The sequence below is a fragment of the Erythrobacter sp. JK5 genome, from assembly GCF_018205975.1.
Classification (GTDB): Bacteria; Pseudomonadota; Alphaproteobacteria; order Sphingomonadales; family Sphingomonadaceae; genus Erythrobacter.
This window is the reverse complement of sequence record NZ_CP073577.1, coordinates 983,294-1,007,002: the sequence shown is the minus strand read 5'-3', so window position 1 is coordinate 1,007,002 and position 23,709 is coordinate 983,294. Positions and strand designations below refer to the sequence as shown.

At 63.6% G+C, this 23,709-nt stretch carries 16 protein-coding genes, 1 tRNA gene and 3 pseudogenes; 17 read left to right on the top strand and 3 right to left on the bottom strand.

All coding sequences use genetic code 11. From position 1 onward, the window contains the following. Positions 1 to 27: 27 nt before the first annotated feature. Positions 28 to 977, top strand: a pseudogene (locus tag KDC96_RS04870) (molecular chaperone DnaJ); the annotation flags it as partial. A gap of 235 nt (positions 978 to 1,212) precedes the next feature. Continuing rightward, complete coding sequence (locus KDC96_RS04865) at positions 1,213 to 2,106, top strand: MBL fold metallo-hydrolase (protein WP_212451157.1); 894 nt, start codon at positions 1,213 to 1,215, stop codon at positions 2,104 to 2,106. A gap of 21 nt (positions 2,107 to 2,127) precedes the next feature. On the opposite strand, the gene KDC96_RS04860 is transcribed toward KDC96_RS04865, so the two are convergent. Then, complete coding sequence (locus KDC96_RS04860) at positions 2,128 to 4,443, bottom strand: patatin-like protein (protein ID WP_212452413.1); 2,316 nt, start codon at positions 4,441 to 4,443, stop codon at positions 2,128 to 2,130. A 72-nt stretch (positions 4,444 to 4,515) separates the two neighbouring features. Here KDC96_RS04860 and radA point away from each other — a divergent pair, with 72 nt between their 5' ends. The 9 genes and pseudogenes from radA (at position 4,516) to KDC96_RS04815 (ending at position 14,614) form a co-directional block, all read left to right on the top strand. Then, on the top strand, positions 4,516 to 5,883 hold the full coding sequence (gene radA, locus KDC96_RS04855; RefSeq protein ID WP_212451155.1) for a DNA repair protein RadA: 1,368 nt from the start codon (positions 4,516 to 4,518) through the stop codon (positions 5,881 to 5,883). Between the two features lie 11 nt (positions 5,884 to 5,894). Continuing rightward, positions 5,895 to 6,440 (top strand): CvpA family protein, encoded by a 546-nt coding sequence (locus KDC96_RS04850; RefSeq protein WP_212451153.1) that lies wholly within the window; start codon positions 5,895 to 5,897, stop codon positions 6,438 to 6,440. Beyond that, on the top strand, positions 6,437 to 6,886 hold the full coding sequence (locus KDC96_RS04845) for an iron-sulfur cluster assembly scaffold protein (protein ID WP_212451151.1): 450 nt from the start codon (positions 6,437 to 6,439) through the stop codon (positions 6,884 to 6,886). Before KDC96_RS04850 ends, KDC96_RS04845 begins: the two co-directional genes overlap by 4 nt. 55 nt (positions 6,887 to 6,941) lie before the next feature. Continuing rightward, a pseudogene (locus KDC96_RS04840) lies at positions 6,942 to 8,605 on the top strand (MFS transporter). Next, complete coding sequence (alr, locus tag KDC96_RS04835) at positions 8,589 to 9,638, top strand: alanine racemase (protein WP_212451150.1); 1,050 nt, start codon at positions 8,589 to 8,591, stop codon at positions 9,636 to 9,638. Before KDC96_RS04840 ends, alr begins: the two are co-directional and overlap by 17 nt. Before the next feature lie 67 nt (positions 9,639 to 9,705). Next, positions 9,706 to 10,296: a polyhydroxyalkanoate synthesis repressor PhaR gene (phaR, locus tag KDC96_RS04830; RefSeq protein ID WP_212451149.1), complete on the top strand. Its 591-nt coding sequence runs from the start codon at positions 9,706 to 9,708 to the stop codon at positions 10,294 to 10,296. A 63-nt stretch (positions 10,297 to 10,359) separates the two neighbouring features. Next, entirely contained in the window at positions 10,360 to 11,721 is a 1,362-nt protein-coding gene (locus KDC96_RS04825) for a M28 family peptidase (protein ID WP_212451148.1), read from the top strand. A gap of 24 nt (positions 11,722 to 11,745) precedes the next feature. Continuing rightward, a complete protein-coding gene (gene rnr, locus KDC96_RS04820; RefSeq protein ID WP_249171928.1) occupies positions 11,746 to 14,037 on the top strand; it encodes a ribonuclease R in 2,292 nt (763 codons plus the stop codon). 61 nt (positions 14,038 to 14,098) lie between these two features. Continuing rightward, positions 14,099 to 14,614 (top strand): peroxiredoxin-like family protein, encoded by a 516-nt coding sequence (locus tag KDC96_RS04815; protein ID WP_212451147.1) that lies wholly within the window; start codon positions 14,099 to 14,101, stop codon positions 14,612 to 14,614. 19 nt (positions 14,615 to 14,633) lie between these two features. Here the strand turns inward: KDC96_RS04815 and KDC96_RS04810 are convergent, their stop codons facing one another. Further along, positions 14,634 to 15,086 carry a universal stress protein gene (locus tag KDC96_RS04810; protein ID WP_212451146.1) on the bottom strand — a complete coding sequence of 151 codons (453 nt, stop codon included), beginning with the start codon at positions 15,084 to 15,086 and terminating at the stop codon, positions 14,634 to 14,636. 119 nt (positions 15,087 to 15,205) lie between these two features. On the opposite strand from KDC96_RS04810, the gene KDC96_RS04805 reads away from it, so the two are divergent. The 4 genes and pseudogenes from KDC96_RS04805 to KDC96_RS04790 all read left to right on the top strand — a co-directional run bounded on the left by KDC96_RS04805 (position 15,206) and on the right by KDC96_RS04790 (position 21,662). Next, a complete protein-coding gene (locus KDC96_RS04805) occupies positions 15,206 to 16,612 on the top strand; it encodes a 2-oxo acid dehydrogenase subunit E2 (RefSeq protein ID WP_212451145.1) in 1,407 nt (468 codons plus the stop codon). Further along, complete coding sequence (locus KDC96_RS04800; protein ID WP_212451143.1) at positions 16,609 to 16,998, top strand: hypothetical protein; 390 nt, start codon at positions 16,609 to 16,611, stop codon at positions 16,996 to 16,998. The genes KDC96_RS04805 and KDC96_RS04800 overlap by 4 nt, the downstream gene beginning before the upstream one ends. Positions 16,999 to 17,100: 102 nt before the next feature. Further along, a pseudogene (gene lpdA, locus KDC96_RS04795) lies at positions 17,101 to 18,512 on the top strand (dihydrolipoyl dehydrogenase). A gap of 582 nt (positions 18,513 to 19,094) precedes the next feature. Then, on the top strand, positions 19,095 to 21,662 hold the full coding sequence (locus KDC96_RS04790) for an EAL domain-containing protein (protein WP_212451141.1): 2,568 nt from the start codon (positions 19,095 to 19,097) through the stop codon (positions 21,660 to 21,662). A 96-nt stretch (positions 21,663 to 21,758) separates the two neighbouring features. Here the strand turns inward: KDC96_RS04790 and KDC96_RS04785 are convergent. Further along, positions 21,759 to 21,848, bottom strand: a tRNA-Ser gene (locus tag KDC96_RS04785). A 131-nt stretch (positions 21,849 to 21,979) separates the two neighbouring features. On the opposite strand from KDC96_RS04785, the gene KDC96_RS04780 reads away from it, so the two are divergent. Both KDC96_RS04780 and KDC96_RS04775 read left to right on the top strand, forming a co-directional pair. After that, positions 21,980 to 22,897, top strand: a complete 918-nt coding sequence (locus KDC96_RS04780; protein WP_212451139.1) for an aminotransferase class IV — start codon at positions 21,980 to 21,982, stop codon at positions 22,895 to 22,897. Continuing rightward, the gene (locus KDC96_RS04775; protein ID WP_249171927.1) at positions 22,894 to 23,631 is read left to right on the top strand and encodes a sulfotransferase; all 738 of its coding nucleotides are present in this window, start codon (positions 22,894 to 22,896) and stop codon (positions 23,629 to 23,631) included. The genes KDC96_RS04780 and KDC96_RS04775 overlap by 4 nt, the downstream gene beginning before the upstream one ends. Positions 23,632 to 23,709: the final 78 nt, after the last annotated feature.

Sequence of the window (23,709 nt, the reverse complement as noted above, 5' to 3'; positions counted from 1 at the left end):
GGCGGCCCGGTTTGAGGACAGGTTCCCATGGCTGCTGCACAACTCGATTATTATCAGAGGCTCGACGTGTCGCGCGATGCCGACGGCACGGCGATCAAGAGCGCGTATCGCAAGCTGGCGATGAAGTATCATCCGGATCGCAATCCGGGCGATGCCGATGCCGAGGCCAGATTCAAGGCCTGCAACGAGGCATACGAATGCCTCAAGGACCCGCAGAAGCGTGCCGCGTACGACCGTTACGGCCACGAGGCCTTTACCCAGGGCATGAACGGCGGCAGCGGGCAGGGGCATCGCGGGGACTTCGCGGATATCGGCGATATCTTTGAAACGATCTTCGGCAGCGCGTTCGGCGGCGGCGGAGCGGCGCGGCAGCAGAACCGGCGGGGCGCAGACCTGCGTTATGACATGCAGGTGAGCCTCGACGAAGCGTTTCACGGCAAATCCACCGAGATCGAGATCGAAGTGTCGCAGAGCTGCGAGACCTGTGACGGATCGGGCGCGACCCCCGGCACCGGCGAGCGGCAATGCAACCTGTGCCACGGGCGCGGCACGGTGCGCGCCAAGCAGGGCCTGTTCGTGGTCGAACGCTCCTGCCCGACCTGCAGCGGGCGCGGCATGGTGATCGAAGACCCATGCGACGAATGTCGCGGCGAAGGCCGGGTAGACCGCCCGCAGGTGCTCGAAGTCGAAATTCCGCCCGGCGTCGATACCGGCACCCGTATCCGCCTTTCGGGCAAGGGCGAAGCCGGCGCGCGCGGTGCGCCTTCGGGCGATCTCTACATCTTCATCCACGTCAAGCCGCATCCCCTGTTCGAGCGCGAGGGCACCACGCTGGCGACCCGTGTTCCGATCAGCTTCACCACCGCGGCACTGGGGGCAGCGTGGATATTCCCGATCTCGACGGGTCGACCAACACGGTCGACATCCCGGTCGGCATCCAGTCGGGCAAGCAGTTGCGCGTCCGCGGGGCGGGCATGCCCGTGCTTCAAGGGCGCGGGCGGGGTGACCTGGTGGTCGAGATCAAGGTCGAGACCCCGACCAGGCTGAGTCGTAAGCAAAAGGAAATCCTCGAGCAGTTTCGCGAGACCGAAACCGGCGAGGAATGCCCCGAGAGTCGCAGCTTTTTCAGCAAGCTGAAGGACGCTTTCAGCAGCTAGGCCGGTCGACAGCCTCCTCTCGTCGCGCTACCCCAGCGCTGAAGAGGAGACCCCCATGAACCGTCTTGCCGCCCTTTCGCTCGCACTCACCGCGCCGCTGCTGGCATCGCCCGCGTTCGCCCAGCGTGATTTCAGCGAAGTCGAAATCCGAACCGAGGAAATCGCGCCTGGCGTGGCGGTGCTGTTCGGCGCAGGAGGCAATATCGCGGTCGGGCACGGCGAAGACGCGACAGTCCTGATCGACGATCAATTCGCCCCGCTCAGCGACAAGATTTCCATCGCCATTGCCGCGCTTGGTGCGACGCCGGTCAAGTATGTCGTCAACACCCACTGGCACGGCGATCACACCGGCGGGAACGAGAATTTCGGCAAGACCGGCGCGACGATCTTCGCACACGATAACGTCCGGGTGCGGATGTCGACCGAACAGGTGCGGGGCGATCGCGTCACGCCACCTTCGCCCAAGGAAGCGCTTCCCATCGTCACTTACGGCCAGGGCCTGCGATTCCATCTCAACGGCGATACGATCAACCTGATGTTTCTGGGCGGCGGACATACCGACGGCGACAGCGTCGTGTTCTGGGACGAAAAGAACATCGTTCACATGGGCGATCTCTATTTCAAGATCCCCGGCTACCCGTTCATCGATGTCAGTTCGGGCGGGAATGTCTATGCAGCCATGCAGTCGCTCGATCTCGTCATCGCCATGATCGACGACGAGACGAAGGTCATTCCGGGGCACGGGCCGATGTCGAACAAGGCCGAACTGGTCGCCTATCGGGCAATGATCGGGGAGGCGGTCAGACGCGTCGAAGCGCTTCATGCACAGGGTTTGACACTGGACCAGGCGGTAGCGGCGCAACCGCTCGAGGGGATCGATCGCGGCGAGGGCGGTTTCATCGGCCCGGATGCTTTCGTGACAGCAATCTGGAACAGCATAGACGATTGATCATCGCCCGGTGAGGTTCCTCTAGAAGCGCTGTTCGATTTCGAGGCGGACCTGCTCCAGCAGTCCGCGCTCGCAGCGCCCGAGGGCGATCTCTTCCTCGATGATGGCGAGAAATGCCGCGCGCTTGGCCTCGCGGATATCTCCTTCGCGAACGCCGTCCTCGACCGTCGAAGTGACGAGATCGACCATCCGCTCGGCACCGTGCAGCCGCCCCCACAGGTAATCGTTCTCGCGATAATGGCGGCTGAAGAACGCGCCGAAATTGTAGAATTCGATCCCGCGCAGTGTCGCGCGCGTGCCACCGTCACGGATCGACAGCGCGTCCTCGGGCGAGATGCGATCGACCTTCACAGGATTGTATTCGCTGAGCCCGTCGCGCTGGAGCAGCGGCAGGGTCGCGACGTCGTAGAACGGGAAGCCGAGATAGGTAAGCAGCATGCGGCGCTTCAGGTTCTTGGGCATTTCCTCGAGCGCTGCGGCGAACATTTCCTCGGCTTCGAGATCCGTTTCCCGCAGCAAGCGCTTGAATTCGAGATAATCCAGCACCGGACCGGGCTCGTTCAGCGAGGTCCGGGCGAGCGTTTTGAAATCATCGCCCAGCATCGCCGCATCGTCGGCTTCGAAATAGAGCGCCAGGATGGCGTAGATCTTCTCGCGCGCCAGATCGAGCGCATCGTCGGGAATCTCCGGATCGACCTCCCAGTCGCGTGACAGCCGCCGTGCGAGCAATTGCAGGCGCCGGATGCGGAAGCCGATGTCGTGCGCCCGAAAAAAGGCGATTGCCTCCGCACTAGCACCGCCGTTCTCGTCGGCGAGCGATTCAAGACCGCGAGCCGAAAGCTCCTGACGGAAGCGCGACACGATCGGGCCGCTATCTGCCAGCGCCAGTTCAGGCGCCGCGGCATGCGTAACCGCGGCCAGCCGCTCGATGATGCCGCTGTATTTGGTCTGGGCGTAGGCCTGAAACGCATAGCCCGCCCGCTCCGCCGCCGCCTGCTGGGCTTTTGCACGCCAACTCGCGAGCCGTTTGGGCGTGGGGCGATCGAGGAAGAACGTCCGGCCGAACAGCTTTTCGACCGCACGATCGATTTCGGGGCGCAATCCCATCACGATCTGGCGCAACCGCGCGGCGTCGCGCGATTGCTGTTCGATCCGTTCGAGGTTGTCGCGGATCGGCTGCTCGCGGGGGATCGTCGACAGCGAACCGAATATCGCTCCGAAGAATCCGATCGGGCGGTCGGCGCTTTCCTCGAACGCGCCAATCCTGTCCGGCCGAGGGTCGATATAGACGAACCGGCGATCGACCTCGCGCTGTGAAGGACGGCGAGACAGCGCGTTCAGCGCGGCCCCGAACGGGGCATTGACCAGCACGGCGCCGTCGATCAGCGACACACTGTCGAGCGTCCCGTCGCGGACATGGTCGGGCATCAGCCGCGACAGGAACGCCCCGCGCGATTCCCAGTGATGCCCGCGATACGCCGCCAGCCGGTCGATCTCGTTGATCTGGAGCGGTGGGAACGCTCCGGGGAAGCTGGCCGTCGCCCGCGCCGCCAGCACCAGCTCCAACGGGTCTCCCAGCCGGCCGTTGCCATGCGGCCCGATGAGATCGCAGAAACTGATCGGCAGCCGGTGCTCGGTCTCCTGCACCACCGGAGGGGAATTGAGCCGCAGCAGCTCGATGTGGCCGCGAAAATCGGTCGCGGTGACGAACAGGTCGATCGGATGGCCGTTGGGCAACAACGGATGGCCACCGGCCTGGGCTTCCATGCTTTCGAGCGCTTCGAACAACATCGTCGAAAACCGTTCGCCGGAAAACGGAGGACTGAACCACCGGCCCCGGATCAGCCGCGACACCTTGTGCCTCACCTCCTTGCGGGTTTCGGGGGACACCGTTTCGCTCACGGCGTTACCCGGGCGGCTGAGGAACCATTCGGCGATCGGCTGCGCCCAGAACTTGGCAAAGCGCCACATCGGTTCGGCCTTGGGATCGGTCAGCTTGCTGACATCGGCGTTGGTCAGCCACAGATCGGTCAGCGGTTCGAGCGAGTGGCCGGAATGGATCGCCTGCGCGAGGAACACCGCGTTGATCCCGCCCGCGCTGGCGCCGGTGAGGATATCGGGCAAAACCCTCAGCCGCAGCTTGTTGTCGCGTTCGATACCCGCGATCAGCTCGTGGTACACGCAGGCGACGCCGGAAAGATTTTCGGTATCCTTCGCATGATAGGCACGGCTTGCGCGGGCGAGGTGCCAGACCTCTTTCGTGACACCATGCATGTAGACGGCGAGGCTGACGCCGCCATAGCACACGAGGGCAAGACGCAATTCCTTCTGGCGCATGGTGAAACTGATGCCGGGGAAAGAGCGCCATGGCAATTGCGTTCCGCAAATGTTCCGGGTATTGGCCGGTCCATGGCGAAGGCGAAGCGGCGATATGTATGCCAGGCGTGCGGCGGGGTTTCGACCCGTTGGCAGGGGCAGTGCCCTGACTGCGCCGAGTGGAATTCGATCGTCGAGGACGCGCCGGCGACGGTTTTTTCGCAGAAACACAACTTGTCGAGTGGCGGACGGGCGCTCGAATTCGTGCCGCTCAATCGCCCGACCGAACTGCCGGTGCGCAAATCGACCGGCCTCGCCGAATTCGATCGCGCGCTGGGCGGGGGTCTCGTGCCCGGCTCGGCGGTGCTGATGGGCGGCGATCCGGGAATCGGGAAATCGACCCTGCTGCTCCAGACCGCAGCGACGATCGCGCGCGGTGGCAACGATGTCGTCTATGTCAGTGGAGAGGAGGCTGCGGGCCAGGTAAGGCTGCGCGCTTCCCGGCTCGGGATTGCCGACGCCCCGATCCGGCTCGCGTCCGAAACCTCGGTGCGAGACATCTTGACCACGCTGGGGCGAGAGGACCCTCCCGCGCTGATGGTGATCGATTCGATCCAGACGATGCATTCGGACACGATCGAAGGGGCGCCGGGCACGGTCAGCCAGGTGCGCGGTTGCGCACTCGAACTGATTCGCTTCGCCAAGGAAAAGGGCACGGTGCTGGTGCTGGTGGGTCACGTGACCAAGGATGGCAGCATCGCCGGCCCGCGGGTGCTCGAGCACATGGTCGACGTGGTGATGAGCTTCGAGGGTGAGCGCAGCCATCAGTACCGCATCCTGCGCGCGCTCAAAAACCGCTTCGGCGCGGTCGACGAAATCGGCGTTTTCTCGATGGAGACCGAGGGGCTCGAAGAGGTATCTAACCCGTCCTCGCTGTTCCTGTCCGGGCGCGATCAGGCGCTGGCGGGCAGCGCGGTGTTTCCCGCGCTCGAAGGAACGCGCCCGGTGCTGGTGGAAATCCAGGCGCTGATCGTGCGGCTGCAATCGGGGGCGACCCCGCGCAGGGCGGTGGTCGGGTGGGACAGCGGGCGGCTCGCGATGTTGCTTGCGGTCCTCGAATCGCGCTGCGGGCTCAATTTCAGTTCGGCAGAGGTCTACCTCAATATCGCCGGGGGGTACCGGCTGAGCGATCCGGCTGCGGACCTTGCAGTCGCCGGGGCGCTCGTGTCCGCGCTTGCCGATCGCCCGTTGCCGGACAAGTCGGTGCTGTTTGGTGAGGTGTCGCTGGCGGGCGAGATTCGCCCGGTGGCACATTCAGACCTGCGCCTGCGCGAGGCGGCCAAGCTCGGATTTGCCCGTGGATTCGGTCCGTCCGATGCCAAGACCGGCTCGTCGAAGCTCGATTATCGCGGCTTAGGACAACTCGCCAACCTCGTTGACCATGTGATGGGCAGCGCATAACCCCCGCGTCCATGACTTTGTTCGACATCCTCGTCCTCGTCATCGTTGGTGTGGCGGCGGTTGGCGGGTTCATGCGCGGCCTCGTGCAAGAGGTGCTGTCGCTCGCCGCCTGGGTTCTTGCCGCGTTCGCAATCTTCTATCTTCACACCCCGCTGACCGATGCCCTGCGGGGGCTTTACGACGCCGATCCGGCCACCTCCATCCTCGCCTTCGCACTGCTGCTGCTGATTCCCTATGCTGCGATGAAGGTCATTGCCAACAATGTCGGCCAGGCATCGCGCAATTCGATCCTCGGTCCGATCGACCGGGTGCTGGGTTTCGGCTTCGGCGCGGTCAAGGGCGCGCTGATCGTGGTCTTTGCATTTTCGGTGCTGGTGCTCGGTTTCGACACGGTGTGGGGATACAAGGGCCGGCCGGTCTGGATCACCACCGCGCGGACCTATCCCGCCGCCGATGCGTTCTCGCGCGAGCTGGTTTCGATGATTGCGCAACGTCGCGCGCAATTGCGCGGCGAAGCGGAAGCTGCGGCAGCCGCGGCCGCCGAAGAGAACGAATGAACGCGTCTGCCGCGCCGCCGGCCGGCAAGCTCTATACGCCCCGTCTCCTGGCCCTGTCGGCGGAACTGGCACACCATCCCTACGAAGATGAATTCGCCCATCATGCAGAGGCGCGCTCGCGTACGTGTGGCAGTTCGATCAGGCTCGGGCTCGATTGCGACGCAAACGGTGCCGTGACGCGGGTCGGCATGCAGGTTGCGGCCTGTGCGGTGGGGCAGAGTTCTGCCGCGATCATGGCGCGCGGAATTATCGGGGCCGATGCTGACACGATGCGGAGCATTCATGCCGATATCGCGGATTGGCTCGCGGGTGCGGGGGCCGTCCCCGACTGGCCGGATTTCGACGCGCTGCTCGATGCGCGCGACCACAGCGCACGCCACGGTGCCCTGCTGCTGCCGTGGAAGGCCGCCGAGCTGGCGCTTTCATCGCGTTCGCCCACAGGCTAGAGGCAGGACTTCGCCTGAGAGAGACTGCGCATTCCGCAGCAAGGGGTTGGGATAGATGGCTGCAAACGGGGTGGGAACGACCGCTGATGCATCGGCGCTCGCCGCGCGCGAACCGAGTGAAAAGGAAATCAAGCTCGTCATCGGTGCCAGCAGCGCCGGGACGATCTTCGAATGGTACGATTTCTTCATCTACGGCACGCTCGCGTATATCCTCAAAGACGCGTTCTACGACGTCGATAACGACACGCTGGGGCTGCTGCTGGTCTGGTCGACCTTTGCCGTGGGCTTTGCCTTCCGCCCGATCGGGGCGATCCTGTTCGGGTTCCTCGGCGACCAGCTGGGGCGCAAATACACCTTCCTCGTAACCGTGACGCTGATGGGGATTGCCACCGCCGGGGTCGGCTTCATCCCCACGGTCGACACGATCGGAATTGCGGCACCGATCATCGTGATCCTGCTGCGCGTGATCCAGGGACTTGCGCTGGGCGGCGAATATGGCGGCGCGGCGATCTATGTCGCCGAACATGCGCCGCCGGAAAAGCGCGGCTTTTACACCAGCTTCATCCAGGCCAGCGTAGCCGGCGGTTTCGTGCTGTCGATCATCGTCGTGCTGGCATGCCGGTTCCTGATCCCGAGGACGATTTCGTCGCCTGGGGCTGGCGCATCCCGTTCCTGCTGTCGATCCTGCTGCTGGTCATATCGCTGTGGATGCGGCTGAAGCTGTCCGAAAGCCCGGTATTTCAGGCGATGAAGGACGCGGGCGAAACCGCCAAGAACCCCTTCGTCGAAAGCTTCACCTACCCGGGCAACAGGAAGCGCATCTTCGTCGCGCTGTTCGGTGTGACCGGCATCTTGACGACGATCTGGTACACCGCGTTCTTCTCGGGCATGAGCTTCCTTCGCGGGCCGATGCATGTCGACGATCAGACGGTCGAGATGATCCTGTTGATCGCCGGTCTCATCGCCATGAGTTTCTATCTCGTGGTCGGCAAATGGTCGGACCGGGTGGGACGCAAGAAACCGATCATCATCGGCGCGGTCGCGACGCTGCTGCTGCTGTTCCCGGCGTTCTGGGGCCTTGGCAGCCTCGCCAACCCAGGGCTGGCCGACGCCGCCGAACGTACGCCGATCACGGTCAGCGGGCCGCAATGCACCACCGATCCGTTTGCGGACCTGTTCGATCGCGAGCAGACCGATTGCGGCAAGGTCCTGGAGACGTTGACCGCATCGGGCGTCAGCTACACCCTCGTTCCCGGAGACACCCTGACGCTGCGGGCCGGCGACGCGGACATCGCCATCGATCCCAGCTGGTTCGACAGCGGGTCCGCGCGCACCGAAGGTATCCGGGGCGCGCTGAGCGAATTCGGTTTCGATTTTTCCAAGCAGCAGCCCGCAGTCGCGAATGTCGTCGGCATCATCGCGATCCTGCTCGGCCTCGGTTTCCTCTCGGCGCTGACCTACGGGTCGGTTGCGGCGCTGCTGTCGGAAATGTTCCCGCCCAAGATCCGCTATTCGTCGATGTCGATCCCGTACCATATCGGCGCGGGATATCTGGGTGGCTTCCTGCCTCTGATAGCCGGAGTGATCGTCGCGAGCACGGGCAATATCTATTCCGGGCTGTGGTACACCTGGGTCGTGGTTGCCTTTGGCGTGATTGTCGCGTGGTGGGGCATTCCGGACGGACCGCCGCGAGACTTCGCCGATGACGTCCCAACCTGAGCCGCCGCCATCCACGCTGCGGTTGCAGGTCGATACCGAAGCACTCGCGCATAACTGGCGCGCGCTCGATCGGCTGTCCGGGTCGGCCAGTGCCGGGGCCGCGGTCAAGGCGGATGCCTATGGGCTGGGCGTGGATGTCTGCGTGCCGGTGCTACGCGATGCCGGATGCGAGCAATTCTTCGTAGCGCACTGGAGCGAGGTTCCGGCCGTTGCCAGGCATGTGCCCGGCAATCGGATTGCTGTCCTCCACGGGCCGCTGAGCGACGCCGATACGGCCTACGCGCGCGCCAGCGGCGCGGTGCCGGTGATAAATTCGCTGGCGCAGGCCGAAATCTGGCGGGCCGGGGGCGGGGGGCGCTGCCACCTGATGGTCGATACCGGGATCAACCGGCTCGGGATCGCGCCATCCGAGCTGTCCGATGCGCGTATCCACGCCCTCGACGTGGATGTGCTGCTGTCGCACCTCGCCTGCGCCGACGAGGACAGCACGATGAACCCGCGCCAGCTTGCCGCGTTTCGCGCTGCGGCAGACGTGGTCAATCACCGCTCACTCAGTCTCGCCAACAGTGCGGGCATCGCGCTGGGAAGCGACTACGCATTCGATCTCACGCGGCCCGGTCTGTCGCTCTATGGCGGCGTGCCACGTCTCGAACTCGCCGACCAGATCCGGCCGGTCGCAGCCATCGAAGCCGCGATCATCCAGCGGCGTGAGATCCAGGCGGGCGATGCGGTCGGTTACAACGCAACCTTCGTCGCACCGGTGCCGATGCAGGTTGCGACCGTCTCGCTCGGCTATGCCGACGGTTTTCTGCGCAGCTGGGCCGGCAAGGCGGTGCTGCGACATGGCGACGCCGCTCTGCCGGTGCTTGGCCGGATATCGATGGACATGATCGTGGTCGATCTGGCGAATGCGCCCGATCTGCAGGCGGGCGACTGGTTGAATGTGCCCTACGATCTGCCTGTTGCTGCGCAGCAAACCGCTCTTTCCCAATACGAATTGCTTACCGTTCTGGGACAGCGGCTGCGTCTCTGAGTGATGCCATATTGCACTGCACATTGTGCAGGTGCTAAGCCCGTTGCCTAACCGGGGCAGAGAAAACATGGCACGCAAGGCAAATGCGACGCAGGGCGACAGCGCTGGCGACGCGATCATCATCAAGAAATACGCCAACCGGCGGCTCTACAATACGAGTTCGTCGAGCTACATCACGCTGGACGATCTGGCCGGCATGGTCCGCGACAATGTCGAATTTCAGGTGATCGATGCCAAGTCGGGCGAGGATATCACGCATTCGATCCTGACCCAGATCATCATGGACGAGGAAGCGCATAGCGGGCAGCAGATGCTCCCGGTCAGCTTCCTGCGCCAATTGATCAGCATGTATGGAAATTCCATGCAGGCGATGATGCCGTCCTATCTTGAAGCCAGCATGGCCAATTTTCGCGCCAACCAGAGCAAGATCCGCGAAGCGTTCGAAAAGGGCCTGAGCGGCGGGCCGCTCGCGGCGCTCCATGAAACCAACATGGCGATGATGCGCGCCGCCGCCGACGTGTTCATCCCCGGTGCCGCTTCGCGCACTGCAACGCCGCGCAGCACGAAACCGGCAGACGAGAAACCGGGCGACGAGATCGCGGCCCTGCGCGAGCAGATGGCGGCGATGCAGAAGAAGCTCGACGAACTCAGCAAGTAGGTCCGCCATCCACGGTTCGGCAGCCTATTGATCTGCGCTGCCCGGCACGGCACAGACCTTGCCATGATCAAACACATTGCCCTGATCGCCGCACTCTGTGCTGCGCCGCTCGCCGCCCAGAATGAACCTGCCGAAGAGGTGTCCGAAGCGCGGCTGCGCGCCGACATGGATACGATCGTCGGCTTCGGTACGCGGCATACCCTGTCGTCGCAGGACGATCCCGAACGCGGGATCGGCGCAGCCGTCAACTGGGCGCTGGACGAATTCCGGCGGATCGGATCGCGCTGCGGAGATTGCCTCGAGGTTGTTTCGCCGAGCGAAATCGTCACCGCCGCCCGCATTCCCGAGCCGACGCTGGTGCGCAATGCCGTCGCCATCCAGCGCGGAAACGTGCGCCCCGACGAGGTGATCATCGTGCAGGGGCATTACGACAGCCGCGTCACCGATCCGCTCAATTCTACCGACGATGCGCCGGGAGCGAATGACGACGGTTCGGGAAGTGTCATGATCCTCGAGGCGGCGCGTATCCTCTCCCGGCGGCAATATCCTTCGACTATCATCTACGCCTTGCTGACCGGCGAGGAGCAGGGTCTCCACGGCGCGCGCATCCTGGCCGACTGGGTCGAGGATCAGGGCATGACGGTGAAAGCGGTGCTCAACAACGACATGATCGGCAATTCGTGCGGATCGGACGGCGTGTGCGATGCCGCCCATGTGCGGGTGTTTTCGGAAGGTTTGCGGGCGGATTCGACCGAGGAGCTGCGTGCTCGCCAGCGTCGGTTCGGTGGCGAGAACGACAGCCCGGGCCGCAACCTGTCGCGCTGGCTCGCCGATCTTGCCGCAGAGAATCCCGCAGGCATGCAGGTGCGGCAGATCTGGCGCACCGACCGGATGGGGCGGGGCGGAGACCAAATCCCGTTTCTCGACAAGGGCTATCCGGCAGTGCGCATCACCGTCGCGGTCGAGGATTACGAGCATCAGCACCAGGATCTGCGCACCGAGGATGGGGTCAAGTATGGCGACACCGTCGACGAAATCGATTTCGATTACCTGACCCGCGCTGCACGGCTGAACGTGAGCGCGCTCGACGCGCTGGCAAGAACGCCGATGCCACCCGCTCCGACGGCCGACGCCGCCGTGCGGGTCGACACCGAGGTTTCGTGGAACGCGGTTGCCGGTGCCTACGACTACCGGATATTCGCGCGCCGGACCGACGAGCCATATTGGCGCGACGAGCCGCTCGATATCGAAATCCTCGAAGAGTCAGCCGGGGTCGGCATCGTTTCGGCCATCGTTCCCCTGCGCGGCGACGATTGGCTGTTCGGCGTGAGCGCCTGTGACGGGGAGTTCTGCTCGCCAGTCGCCAGCGCCGTTCCGGGTGGCGCGTTCGCACCGGTGGCCACTCCCGAAGGTGACAGCGACTGATCCAGCGTCCATAGGCCGCGTGTAATGGCCAAACGACCTATGAACCGCCCCCAGGGCATGCCCTCGCGCGAACAGATCATCGAATTCATCCAGTCGAGCGAAACCCCCGCAGGCAAGCGCGAGATCGCGAAAGCTTTCGGCCTCAAGGGGCAGGAAAAGATCGCGCTCAAGCGCTTGCTCAAGGACATGGCCGAGGAAGGCCTGATCGATGGCAAGAAGACCGCCTATCACCGGATGGGCGGGGTGCCGAAGGTCACCGTGCTCCGCGTCGTCGATATCGAGGATGGCGAGGCGATCGCCGTGCCCGATGCCTGGGCCCCCGATGCTCCCGAAAAGCCCCCGCGCCTTGTGCTGAAGGAATTGAAGGGGCGGGGTGCAAAGCGGGCTCCGGCCCTGAAACGCGGTGACCGGGTGCTGGCGCGCACGGAAGAACGCGATTTGGGGTGGATCGCGCATCCGATGAAGAAACTGCCCGCGCGGACCGAGGGCCTGATGGGCGTGGTCGAGATCGACGGCAGCGGACAGGCCTGGCTCGCGCCGGTGGACAAGCGCATTCGCCACTCGGCCAGGATCAGTGATCTCGGCGAGGCGGAAGAAGGCCAGCTGGTGCTCGCCGAACGCACCGGCCGCTCGCAGCGTTCGGGCGTCAAGGTCACCGAAGTGTTTGGCGATCCGCTTGCGCCCAAGAGCTTCAGCCTGATCGCCATCGCCCGGCACGGCATACCGCATGTCTTCCCCGAAGAGGTCATCGAGGAAGCGCATCGCGCCGCCGAGCTTACGCTCGACGAGGACCAGCGCGAGGACCTGCGGCACCTGCCGATCGTGGCGATCGATCCTGCCGATGCGCGCGATCACGACGATGCGATCTGGGCCGAACCCGATGGGCAGGGCGGCTTCAACGCGCTGGTCGCGATCGCGGACGTTTCGTTTTACGTCCGCCCCGGTTCGGCGCTCGATCGCGAAGCGCGCAAGCGGGGCAACTCGATCTATTTCCCAGACCGGGTCGTACCGATGCTGCCCGAAGTGCTCAGCGCCGACATCTGTTCGCTCAAGCAGGGCGAGGACCGGGCGGCGATGGCCTGCCATCTCAGGATCGATGCTCAGGGCAATGTGACGCAATGGCGGTTCTCGCGCGCCATCCTGCGCATTCATCACAACATCGCCTACGAGGACGCACAGGCCGCAATCGACGGCGGGGATGCGCCCGAGTACCTGGGGCATCTGTGGGCTGCGTGGCGCGCTCTCGAAGGGGCACGGCACCGCCGCGACCCGCTCGAGCTGGAGCTCCCCGAGCGTCGTGTGGTGCTCGACGAGCAGGGGAGGATTGCCGAGATCGCGATCCGCGAACGGCTTGATGCGCACCGCGTGGTCGAGGATTTCATGATCGCCGCTAACGTCGCGGCGGCCAAGGCGCTCGAAGCCAAGACCGCGCCGGTGGTCTATCGCATCCATGAGCCGCCGAGCCGCGAGAAGCTGATTGCGCTGCGCGAATATCTCCAGACGATGGATCGCAAGCTGGCGCTGGGGCAGGTCGTCACGCCCAGCCTGTTCAACCGCATGCTCAAGGACGTCTCGGACGAATCCGAGAAGGCGTTGATCATGGAAGCAGTGCTGCGCAGCCAAATGCAGGCCTATTACGGGCCCGCCAATGCCGGCCATTTCGGCCTCGCGCTCGGCTCCTACGCGCACTTCACCTCGCCGATCCGCCGCTATGCCGATCTCCTGGTGCACCGGGCGCTGGTCGAGGCCTACGGGCTCGAACAGCCGAAACCCGCAGGCGCGCTCCCTCCGACGACCGGACTTTCGGATGTCGACCGTGCCTCTTTGCAGCAGGTGTCCGACGCAATCAGCCAGACCGAGCGGCGCGCGATGGAGGCCGAGCGCGACACGATCGATCGCTACGTCGCCGCCTGGCTTTCGGGCCGGGTGGGCGAGACGTTCGATACCCGGATCACCGGCGTGCAGGGCTTCGGATTCTTCGCAACGATCGTCGGGCTGGGCGGAGACGGGCTGGTGCCGGTTTCGACGCTGGGTGCCGAACACTTCCGCTACGACGAAGCCGCGCAGGCCCTGATCGGCGAGGACACGGGCAAGCGCTACGCTTCCGGCGACCGCTTGAAATTGCAGCTGGGCGAAGCGAACCCGCTGACCGGTGCGCTCAAGTTCGTCCCGCTCGATGCCGACGGGCAGCCGATCGAACCGCGCGGCAACCGCCCTCCGCCCCGTCGGGGCAATCCCGGCAAGGCCGGCAAGCATGCGACCGGCAAGCGCGGGCGGCCCGGAAATATCCGCCACCAAGGGCGCAAGCGGCGCTGACATTCGACGTCGATCGGAACATCGCACCCTCCGAGCCATTGAATCGGCAAAGGAGAACGCGATGTTGAAACCCGATGAAAAAGTCCCCAAGCTGGAAGGGCCATTGACGATTGGCGCGCATTTCACGCTCGACAAGCAAAGCCCCGAGAACTTCAACCTGCTGGTATTCTACCGCGGCAAGCACTGCCCCATTTGCCGCGGCTATCTGAAGGAACTGTCGAACAGGCTCGACGCGTTCACCGAACGCGGGATCAACGTGTTTGCGATCTCGATGGACAACAAGGAACGCGCCACCGTCGTCCACGAGGAATGGGATACGGGCGACGTGCCGCTGGTATACAATCTCAGCGAGAGCAGCGCGCGCGAATGGGGTCTGTACCTATCGCAGAAACGCCCGGACAGTGAAGAGCCGGACGTCTTTTCCGAGCCGGGCCTGTTCCTGGTGCGGCCCGATGGAGCGCTGCATTTCGCCTGCGTTCAGAACGCGCCATTCACAAGACCACCGCTCGATCAGTTGCTCGAAGGGATCGATCACATTCTCGAAAACGATTACCCGGTGCGCGGAACGCTCACCTGATTTCGCGTCGATTTGCCCCTCACGCCATGTGGTCGCTGCGCTTCTCGTCGTAATCGGCCGGGATCACGTAGAGCGGGCAAGGCAGCGTCCCGGCAATGGCGGAAAAGTGCGTGACCAGCGGTCCGGGGCTGTTGCTCTTCGCCGCGCCGAGCACCAGCGCGGCGACCTCGGGATGACCGGTCAGGAATTCGGCCACGATCTTCTGGCTGTTGCCGATCTTGACCGAGATCGTCGGCATGATCCCGCTTTCGGCGAGGAGATTACCGGCGACACCGTGGGCGATCATTTCCGCCCGGTCGCGGGCTTCCTCTTCGATCGTCGCCTGGACCGCGCCGAACGCGCTGACATTCTGCTGGGGCACGAGCGCGAGGATATGGACCGCGCCTTCGACGGCCACCGCGCGGCGTGCAGAATAGCGCAGCGCAGCCCGCGCCTCTTCGCTTTCGTCCATCACCACAAGGAATGTGCGCATCGCGCGCTTCTCGTGGCTAAATGCCGTCAAGTCAATTTGCGATGCAGCAAGGCCTTGCCCGCACAGGCTGAATTCGCCACACCGCAAGCGAGCGACGGTGAAGGGAGTCTCTACGCGCCATGCCAATCGAACTTAAGATGCCTGCGCTTTCCCCCACGATGGAGGAAGGCACGCTGGCCAAGTGGCTGGTCAAGGTCGGCGACGAAATCCGCTCGGGCGATATCATGGCGGAGATCGAGACCGACAAGGCGACGATGGAGTTCGAAGCGGTCGACGAGGGAACCCTTGCGGCGATCATGGTCGATGAAGGCAGCGAGAATGTCTCGGTGGGCACCGTCATCGCGATGCTCGCAGAGGACGGCGAGGATATCGGCGATGTGAGCGCGCCGAGCGGCGAAAGTGCGCCAGCACCCTCTGAGCCGCCGGGCGAGGGCCCGGCTGCAACCCCGACCGCGAGGAAACTTGCCGAAGCCGAGGGGATCGACCTCGCGTCGCTCGAAGGCACGGGACCGAATGGCAAGATTACCAAGGGCGATGTCGAAGCGGCAATGAGCGATTCAGGCGGCAGCAGCGCCGCTCCGTCAGCAGCACCTGCGCCAACTCCTGCTCCTGCCGGTTCCGCCTCGGGCGATCGCATCGTGGCATCGCCGCTCGCCAAACGTATCGCCGAACAGCAGGGGATTGATCTTGCGCAAGTGAGCGGCAGCGGGCCCAACGGGCGGATCGTCAAGGCCGATGTCGAGGGCTACAAGCCAACCCCCGCAGCCTCCGCCGCGGCCGCCGTCCCGGCTTCGACCCCTGCGCCCGCGCCCTCGATGGCGGTCGAAGACGGCGGCGCGCCGTTCGAGGAGGTGAAACTCAACAACGTTCGCAAGGTCATCGCGCGACGTCTGACCGAAGCGAAACAGCAGATCCCGCATATCTACCTGACGGTGGACGTGCGGCTCGATCCGTTGCTCAAGCTGCGCCAAGAGCTGAACGCCTCGCTCGAAGCCGATGGCGTCAAGCTTTCGGTGAATGACTTGATTATCAAGGCACTGGCGCGTGCATTGCAGAGAGAACCTCAGTGTAATGTCAGTTTCCAGGGCGATGTGATGCACCAGTATTCGCGGCAGGATATCTCGGTCGCCGTGGCTGCGCCTTCGGGCCTTATCACTCCGGTGATCCGCGATGCCGGGCGCAAGGGGCTGGCCGAAATCTCGACCGAGATGAAAGAGCTTGCGGGCAAGGCCCGCGACGGAAAGCTCCAGCCGCACGAATACCAGGGCGGCACCGCCTCGCTGTCCAATCTCGGGATGTTCGGCACCAAGCAGTTCGACGCGGTCATCAACCCGCCGCAGGGGATGATCCTCGCGGTCGGAGCAGGGGAACAGCGCCCCTACGTCGTGGACGGCGCACTGCAGGTCGCGACGGTGATGAGCGCAACCGGCAGCTTCGATCACCGCGCGATCGACGGGGTGGACGGCGCCAAGCTGCTCGACCAGTTCCGCAGCCTGATCGAGAACCCGATGGGGCTGGTAGTATGATAGCTGTTGCGGTTCTGCCGCTGGCGCTCGCGAGCGCCGAGATCGAGACCGGTGAGCGGCTAGTAATGGTGGGTCGCAATGGATCTGAGCTGGACGCGTGCGGGGCAGTGGGCCAAGTCTATGGGCTCGATACTGAAGGCGATAGCCTTCTGGGAGTCCACATCGCCCCGGCAATCAGTTCGCGCGAAAAGGATCGGGTGGAGAACGGCAACCGACTGTTTCTCTGCGACGAATCGGGCGACTGGTATGGGGTCGTATACCAGAAGGCAGGCGACACGCTGCAGGATTGCGGCGCAGGCAGCCCTTCGGCTTTCGTCGGCGCCTACCGCGGGCCATGCCGCTATGGCTGGGTCCACAAATATTTCGTCGAGTTTCTGGCGGGGTAGGTCCGATGTCCTGCTGCGCGTCTTGTTGCACTCCTAATCCAGGCCGGCACGCGACCCTTTCACCTGCACCTCTTCCGACAATCCTCCCCAAGGAAAACCTTCATGGCTGACACTTCCTACGACGTCGTCGTTCTCGGTTCCGGACCCGGCGGCTACGTCGCCGCAATCCGCTGCGCGCAGCTTGGGCTCAAGACCGCGATCGTGGAACGCGAGAACCTCGGCGGCATCTGTCTCAACTGGGGCTGCATTCCGACCAAGGCGATGCTGCGCTCGGCGGAGATTTATCACTACATGCAGCACGCCGGGGAGTACGGCCTCGTCGCTAAGGGGATCGAGGCGGACCTTGACGCGATCGTGAAGCGCAGTCGCGGCGTGGCCAAACAGCTCAGTCAGGGCATCGCGCACCTGATGAAGAAGAACAAGATCACGGTTCACATGGGTGAGGGCACGCTGACCGGTGCGACCTCGCTGAGCGTCAAAGGGGACAAGGGCGAAGAGAAGCTCAGCGCCAAGCACGTGATCGTAGCGACCGGAGCGCGGGCGCGCGATCTGCCGTTTGCCCCGGCGGATGGCAAGCGCGTGTGGACCTATCGCCACGCAATGACACCGCCCGAAATGCCGGGCAAGCTGCTGGTGATCGGATCGGGTGCCATCGGGATCGAGTTCGCCAGCTTCTACAACGACATGGGCGTCGATGTGACCGTTGTCGAAATGCTCGACCGGATCGTTCCGGTCGAAGACCATGACATCTCGGCCTTCCTCGAAAAGTCGCTCAAGAAGCAGGGCATCGGCGTAATGACCGGCGCGGGCGTCGAGGATCTGAAGGTTGGGCCCAAGGGTGTGACTGCCAAGATCAAGGACAAGGCGGGCAAAGTCGAAACGACCGAGTTCAGCCACGTGATCGTCGCGATCGGGATCGTGCCCAATACCGAGAGCATCGGAATCGACAAGCTCACCGAGTTGGATCGCGGGTTCATCCAGATCGATCCCTATGGTCGCACCAAGACCAAGGGGCTGTGGGCGATCGGCGATTGCACGCCCGGTCCGTGGCTGGCGCACAAGGCGAGCCATGAAGGCGTGACCTGTGCCGAGGCTATCGCGCAAGAGCTGGGCAACAAGGATGTGCACCCGCACCCGCTCGATCGCAGCGCCATTCCCGGCTGCACCTATTGTCACCCGCAGGTGGCAAGCGTTGGCATGACCGAGGCGGCGGCGAAGGACGCGGGCAAGGATATCAGGGTTGGCAACTTCCCATTCATCGGCAACGGCAAGGCGATTGCGCTGGGCGAGGCCGAGGGATGATCAAGACCGTGTTCGACGCCAGAACCGGCGAGCTGCTCGGCGCGCACATGATCGGCGCGGAAGTGACCGAGCTGATCCAGGGGTATACCGTGGGCAAGGTGCTCGAGACGACCGAGGCGGAATTGATGCAGACCGTGTTCCCGCACCCGACGCTGTCGGAAATGATGCACGAGAGTGTCCTCGAAGCCTACGGACGCGCGCTGCACATCTAACCCGTAGCGGATTCGCCAGCGGCTGAGCCGATCGCACGGTGTGCGTCGTGCAGGCTCGTCGAGCCAATTCCCAAGATTTTAACCAAGTGCATGAACCTTATGCCAAAACGACCCCGCTATTGAGAACTCACGGGCCGGCGCAATTCCGCGTCGCGTCGCGGATCGGGTGAGCCGCATGATGAGGTCGTGCACAATCGAAAACGCAGTTCTCGCGGTTGCCAACTCATCGGCGGAACCGGTTTGTGTGCAGCATCGCCAGATTTCTGCGGAGATTTGCTCTGCGGAATTTCCCGAGAAGCCGCTCGGGTAAGCCGGATGTTAGTCGGCCGGACGCGCAAACGGTCTATCGGCGAGGCGGTTAGTGCCTTGCTGTTAACCAGTTCTTGCGAGTTTGGAGTGTTTGGTAGGTTTGTCAGTACTGGTGCAACCGGAGGCGACGCACAATGCGTTGTCGGCGGTAACTTCAGCGACCGGTTCTGATCCATGTCGCAGCCGTGCTGCGGGTCCTGACCGGCTCGTCGCTCGACCAAAGCAATGGGGGTAAGAAGGGACGTGTTGAAAGGGGCAAACAGGCAAGTGTGCTTGCTGGCGGCCGCGTTTTCGCTCGGCTTTGCAACCCCGGCCTTCGCCAGTGGCGCAGGTCCGGTCGATGCTTTCGATACAGCAATCGCCGAAGCGAAATCGCTGATGATGGCCGATTCGGCATCGGCTCTCGCGCTCGCACGCGATGCCAAGCGACAGGTCAAAGGCAATTCGGCAGACGCACGCAAGAACCGTCTGACTGCGCAATGGCTCGAAGGCGAGGCGCTGATGCGCCTGAACCGCGCTGACGAAGCCGGCACCATCATCGAAGCCGCGCTCAAGGAGACGGCCCGAAGCTTTCCCGACGACAAGCTGCATGCCGACCTGCTGCGATCGCAGGCATCGTTCAAGGCCGGCGCCGGCGAATACGGGCAGGCGCTCGACAGCTTCCTGTCCGCGCACAACCGTTACAAGGCGCTTGGCGAAGACCGAAGCCGCGCCATCGTGTTGCAGAATATCGGCTCGCTCTATTCCGACGCGCGCGACTACGAACGGGTGCTGCGCTACTATCGGCAGGCGAACGAAGCCTATCCCGAAGACAACGCGCTGGCGCTTTCGGCGCACAACAACACCGCGAACGCTCTCAAGGAACTTGACCGACTCGACGAGGCAGAAGCGGAATTCCGCAGCGCCTTCAATGTCGCTGCCGGGATGGAAAGCCCGTTGCTCGAAGCACGGATCCTGACCAACATCGCATCGACCCAATATCTGAAGGGTGACTACGCCGCCGCGGAGGACACGGTTCGGCGCGGTCTGCGGATCGCCTATCAAGGAGCGCCCGAATGGCGGCCGTTCCTGTACGGCGTTTTGGCCCAGATCGATCTTGCGCGCGGCAATCTGGCCCGGGCGCAGCAACACATATCGCAGACATTTGCGGGTGAAAATCTGACGCAAACGTCACCATTTTTCCGCGATTTCCACGACACCGCGTACAAGATCTATTCTGCGCGCGGCGAATACAAGCTCGCGGCCGAACACCTTGCGGCGTTTCACCGGATCGACGGCCAGGCGCGCGACCTTTCGGCGACAGCGAACAACGCCCTGCTGGGTGCGCGCTTCGATGCAGCCAATCGCGAGCTGCGTATTTCGAAGCTTTCCGCCGAGAAGGAAGCCAACGAGGCACGCCTGAGCAGCGCCCAGAACCAGGTGTTCTTGCTGACGGCGGTGATCGCGCTGGTGATCGCGGCATTTCTCGTTGCGCTACTCGTGTTGCGCACCGTCAGCCGCAGCCGCACCGCGATTAAGACCGCCAACGAAAAACTGACCTACGTGACCCAGCACGACGGGCTAACCGGTCTGTATTCGCGCGACCATTTCCGGACATTGCTGGAGAAGATGGCGGCGGATTCGATCCGGTCCAGCAATCCGGCGGTGCTGATGTTCATCGACCTCGATCGGTTCAAGCAAATCAACGATATCTACGGCCACGCAATCGGTGATCGGCTGCTCACCAAGGTGGCGCAGCGGTTCCGCAGTGCGGCGGGTCCGCAGGCGGAAATCGGACGGCTCGGCGGCGACGAGTTCGGTTTGCTGCTGCCACCGGGAATCGAGCTGGGCGAAGCGGTCGTGATCGCGAGCGACATTATCGACTGCGTGAGCGAATTTTACCAGATCGATGGGTACGAACTGTCGGTGGGCGCATCGATCGGCCTCACCCTCGTTTCCGGCGACACCTCGACCAGCGTGCACATGACCAATGCCGACCTCGCACTGTACGAAGCGAAGAACCGCGGGCGCGGCATGTGCGTCACCTACGAACAGTCGATGCGCCAGAAGCTGGAAGACCGCTCTAGCCTCGAAAGCGACCTTTCGAACGCACTCGAAAACGGACAATTGTCGATCTGCTACCAGCCGATCATCACCGGTTCGGATCGCTCGGTCATGGGCTATGAGGCGCTGATGCGTTGGAGTCATCCCGAACGCGGGGTCGTTCCGCCAAGCGTGTTCATCCCGATTGCCGAAGAAGCCTTGCTGATTGATCCCCTCGGGGCATGGATGCTGCGCACGGCCTGTACGGAAGCGGCGCGCTGGCCCGAGCACATCAAACTGACAGTGAATGTCTCTACTCTGCAGCTCACGAATGCCGCGTTCCTGAATACTGTTATGCAGGCGCTGGCTTCGAGCGGACTGACGCCGAACCGATTGATCCTGGAACTGACCGAGTCGCTGATCCTCGAAATGGACGACGAACTCGAGCAGCTTCTCAAGAGCCTCAAATCGCTGGGCGTTTCCTTCGCCCTCGACGATTTCGGCCGCGGATATTCCTCGCTGAACTACATCGAGAAGATGCACTTCTCGATGATCAAGATCGACCGCGAGTTCGTGCAGGCCGCTGCAGCTGGATCGCGCCGCAGCCAGGCAGTCGTGACCGCGATCGTCTCGCTCGCACAGTCGCTCGACATCGACGTAACCGCAGAAGGCATCGAGCAGGAGGGGCAGGCCGACGCCATGCTCAAGCTCGGATGCTCTTGCTTCCAGGGGTTTCATTTCGGCCACCCGTCGCCGGATGTCGAGCAGGACAGCAAGTCGGCCCTTCCGGACGTCGGCGACAACCAGGCCGCAGCCTGAGCAGCGCATCCCCAGGGTCCGCCGGCAAAGTCGGGTAGCGAGCCGGGCCATCGTGTTTCAGCCAGCTCGAGGGCGCAGAAGACCGCGAGAGCAAAGTGGCGGACAGGGTGGGATTCGAACCCACGAAGGGCTTGCACCCTTGCCGGTTTTCAAGACCGGTGCATTCAACCGCTCTGCCACCTGTCCGCGTCCGCAGCGCGCTAATCGCTTGATCTGATTTTGTCACGCACTGACCGTTGCGTAACCTGTCCGCGCCGGCAGACCGTTTTCGCTACGTCCGCTATTGTCAGCCGCCTTGATCGTCCTAGAAGGCGCGCATGGCGAAAGGAACACACGATTACGCGCCCGATCCGCGCAACGAGAGCATCCTCATCAGCGTCAACGGCACGCTGGTTCCTCGGTCAGAGGCGAGCGTATCGGTATTCGACAGCGGCTTCATGCTCGGTGATGGAGTGTGGGAGGGCCTGCGGTTGCACAAGGGCCGCTTCGCATTTCTCGATGCCCATCTCGATCGGCTGTTCGAGGGCGCGAAGGCGATCGCGATGGATATCGGCCTCACCCGCGCACAATTGATCGAGCGGCTCGAGGCCATGATCGATGGCAATTCCATGCGCGGAGAACACGGCGTTCACGTTCGCCTGATGGTGACGCGCGGTATTCGTTCGACGCCTTATCAGGATCCGCGCGTGATCATTTCTCCCGCCACGGTCGTCATTATTCCCGAATACAAGGCTCCGCTGCCCGCAACCGTCGAGCGCGGCATCCGGCTGTTCACCGTGCATGTCCGCCGCGGCGATCCGGCGGTGCAGGACCAGAAGCTTAACTCGCATTCGAAGCTTAATTGCATCACCGCCTGCATCCAGGCCGCGCAGGCAGGGGCCGACGAAGCGCTGATGCTCGATCCGCACGGCTTTGTCGCGACCTGCAATTCGACCCATTTCTTCATCGTTCGCAAGGGCGAGGTCTGGACATCGAGCGGCGATTACTGCCTCGGCGGGATCACCCGGTCGAACGTGATCCGCATCTGCCGCGAGCAGAATATTCCGGTGTTCGAGAAGAATTTCTCGCTGACCGACGTCTACGGTGCCGAAGAGGCGTTCGTCACCGGGACGTTTGCCGGCGTCGTGCCCGTGACCGAGATCGACGGGCGGGTGCTGAGCGAGGGCAGGGGGCCGATGGTCGAACGCCTGCAGGGCCATTACCGCGATCTGATCGATCGGGACGTGGCCGAATGAGCGGGACGCTCCGCATCGCGATGTGGTCGGGCCCGCGCAACATTTCGACCGCGATGATGCGCAGCTTTTCCTCGCGGTCCGATTGCGCGGTCAGCGATGAGCCGTTTTACGGCGCGTTCCTGAAAGCCAGCGGAGAGCAGCATCCGATGGCGGCGGAAACGATCGCTGCGATGGATTGCGACTGGCACAGCGTGCTCGCGGCGCAATCGGGCGAAGCACCCGGTGGCGCGCCGGTCTGGTACCAGAAGCACATGCCGCATCATATGGTGGGACCGGTCGACCTGCGCGACATGCCCGGCCATCGCCATGCCTTCCTGATCCGCGCTCCCGAACGCGTCGTCGCGAGCTACCGCGCCAAGAACGAATTGCGCCGCTCCGACATGCTCGGGTTCGCCAGGCTGCGCGAATATTTCACCATCGCGGCAGACCTGGCGGGCGAATACCCGCCGGTAGTGGACAGCGATGCCATCCTGGCCGACCCGCCGGGTGTGCTCGCGAAGCTGTGCGACCATCTGGGGATCGGGTGGGATGACGTCATGCTGTCGTGGCAAAAGGGGCCGCACCCGGAAGACGGCGTGTGGGGCGCGCACTGGTATGACAAGGTCAACGCGTCGACCGGATTCGGCAATCCTCCGGGGCCCCTCCCGCTGCTCGATGGCGAATACCGGCGGGTCGCCGATGAATGCCGCGAAGACTATGAATTCCTCGCCCGATACGCGATTCAAGCGGATTGAACCCGGTCCCGCGCTTTTCTGTCGAACATCAGCGGTTTGATAATTGGCAATTCACATTGGCTGTGAGAATGTTGCCCG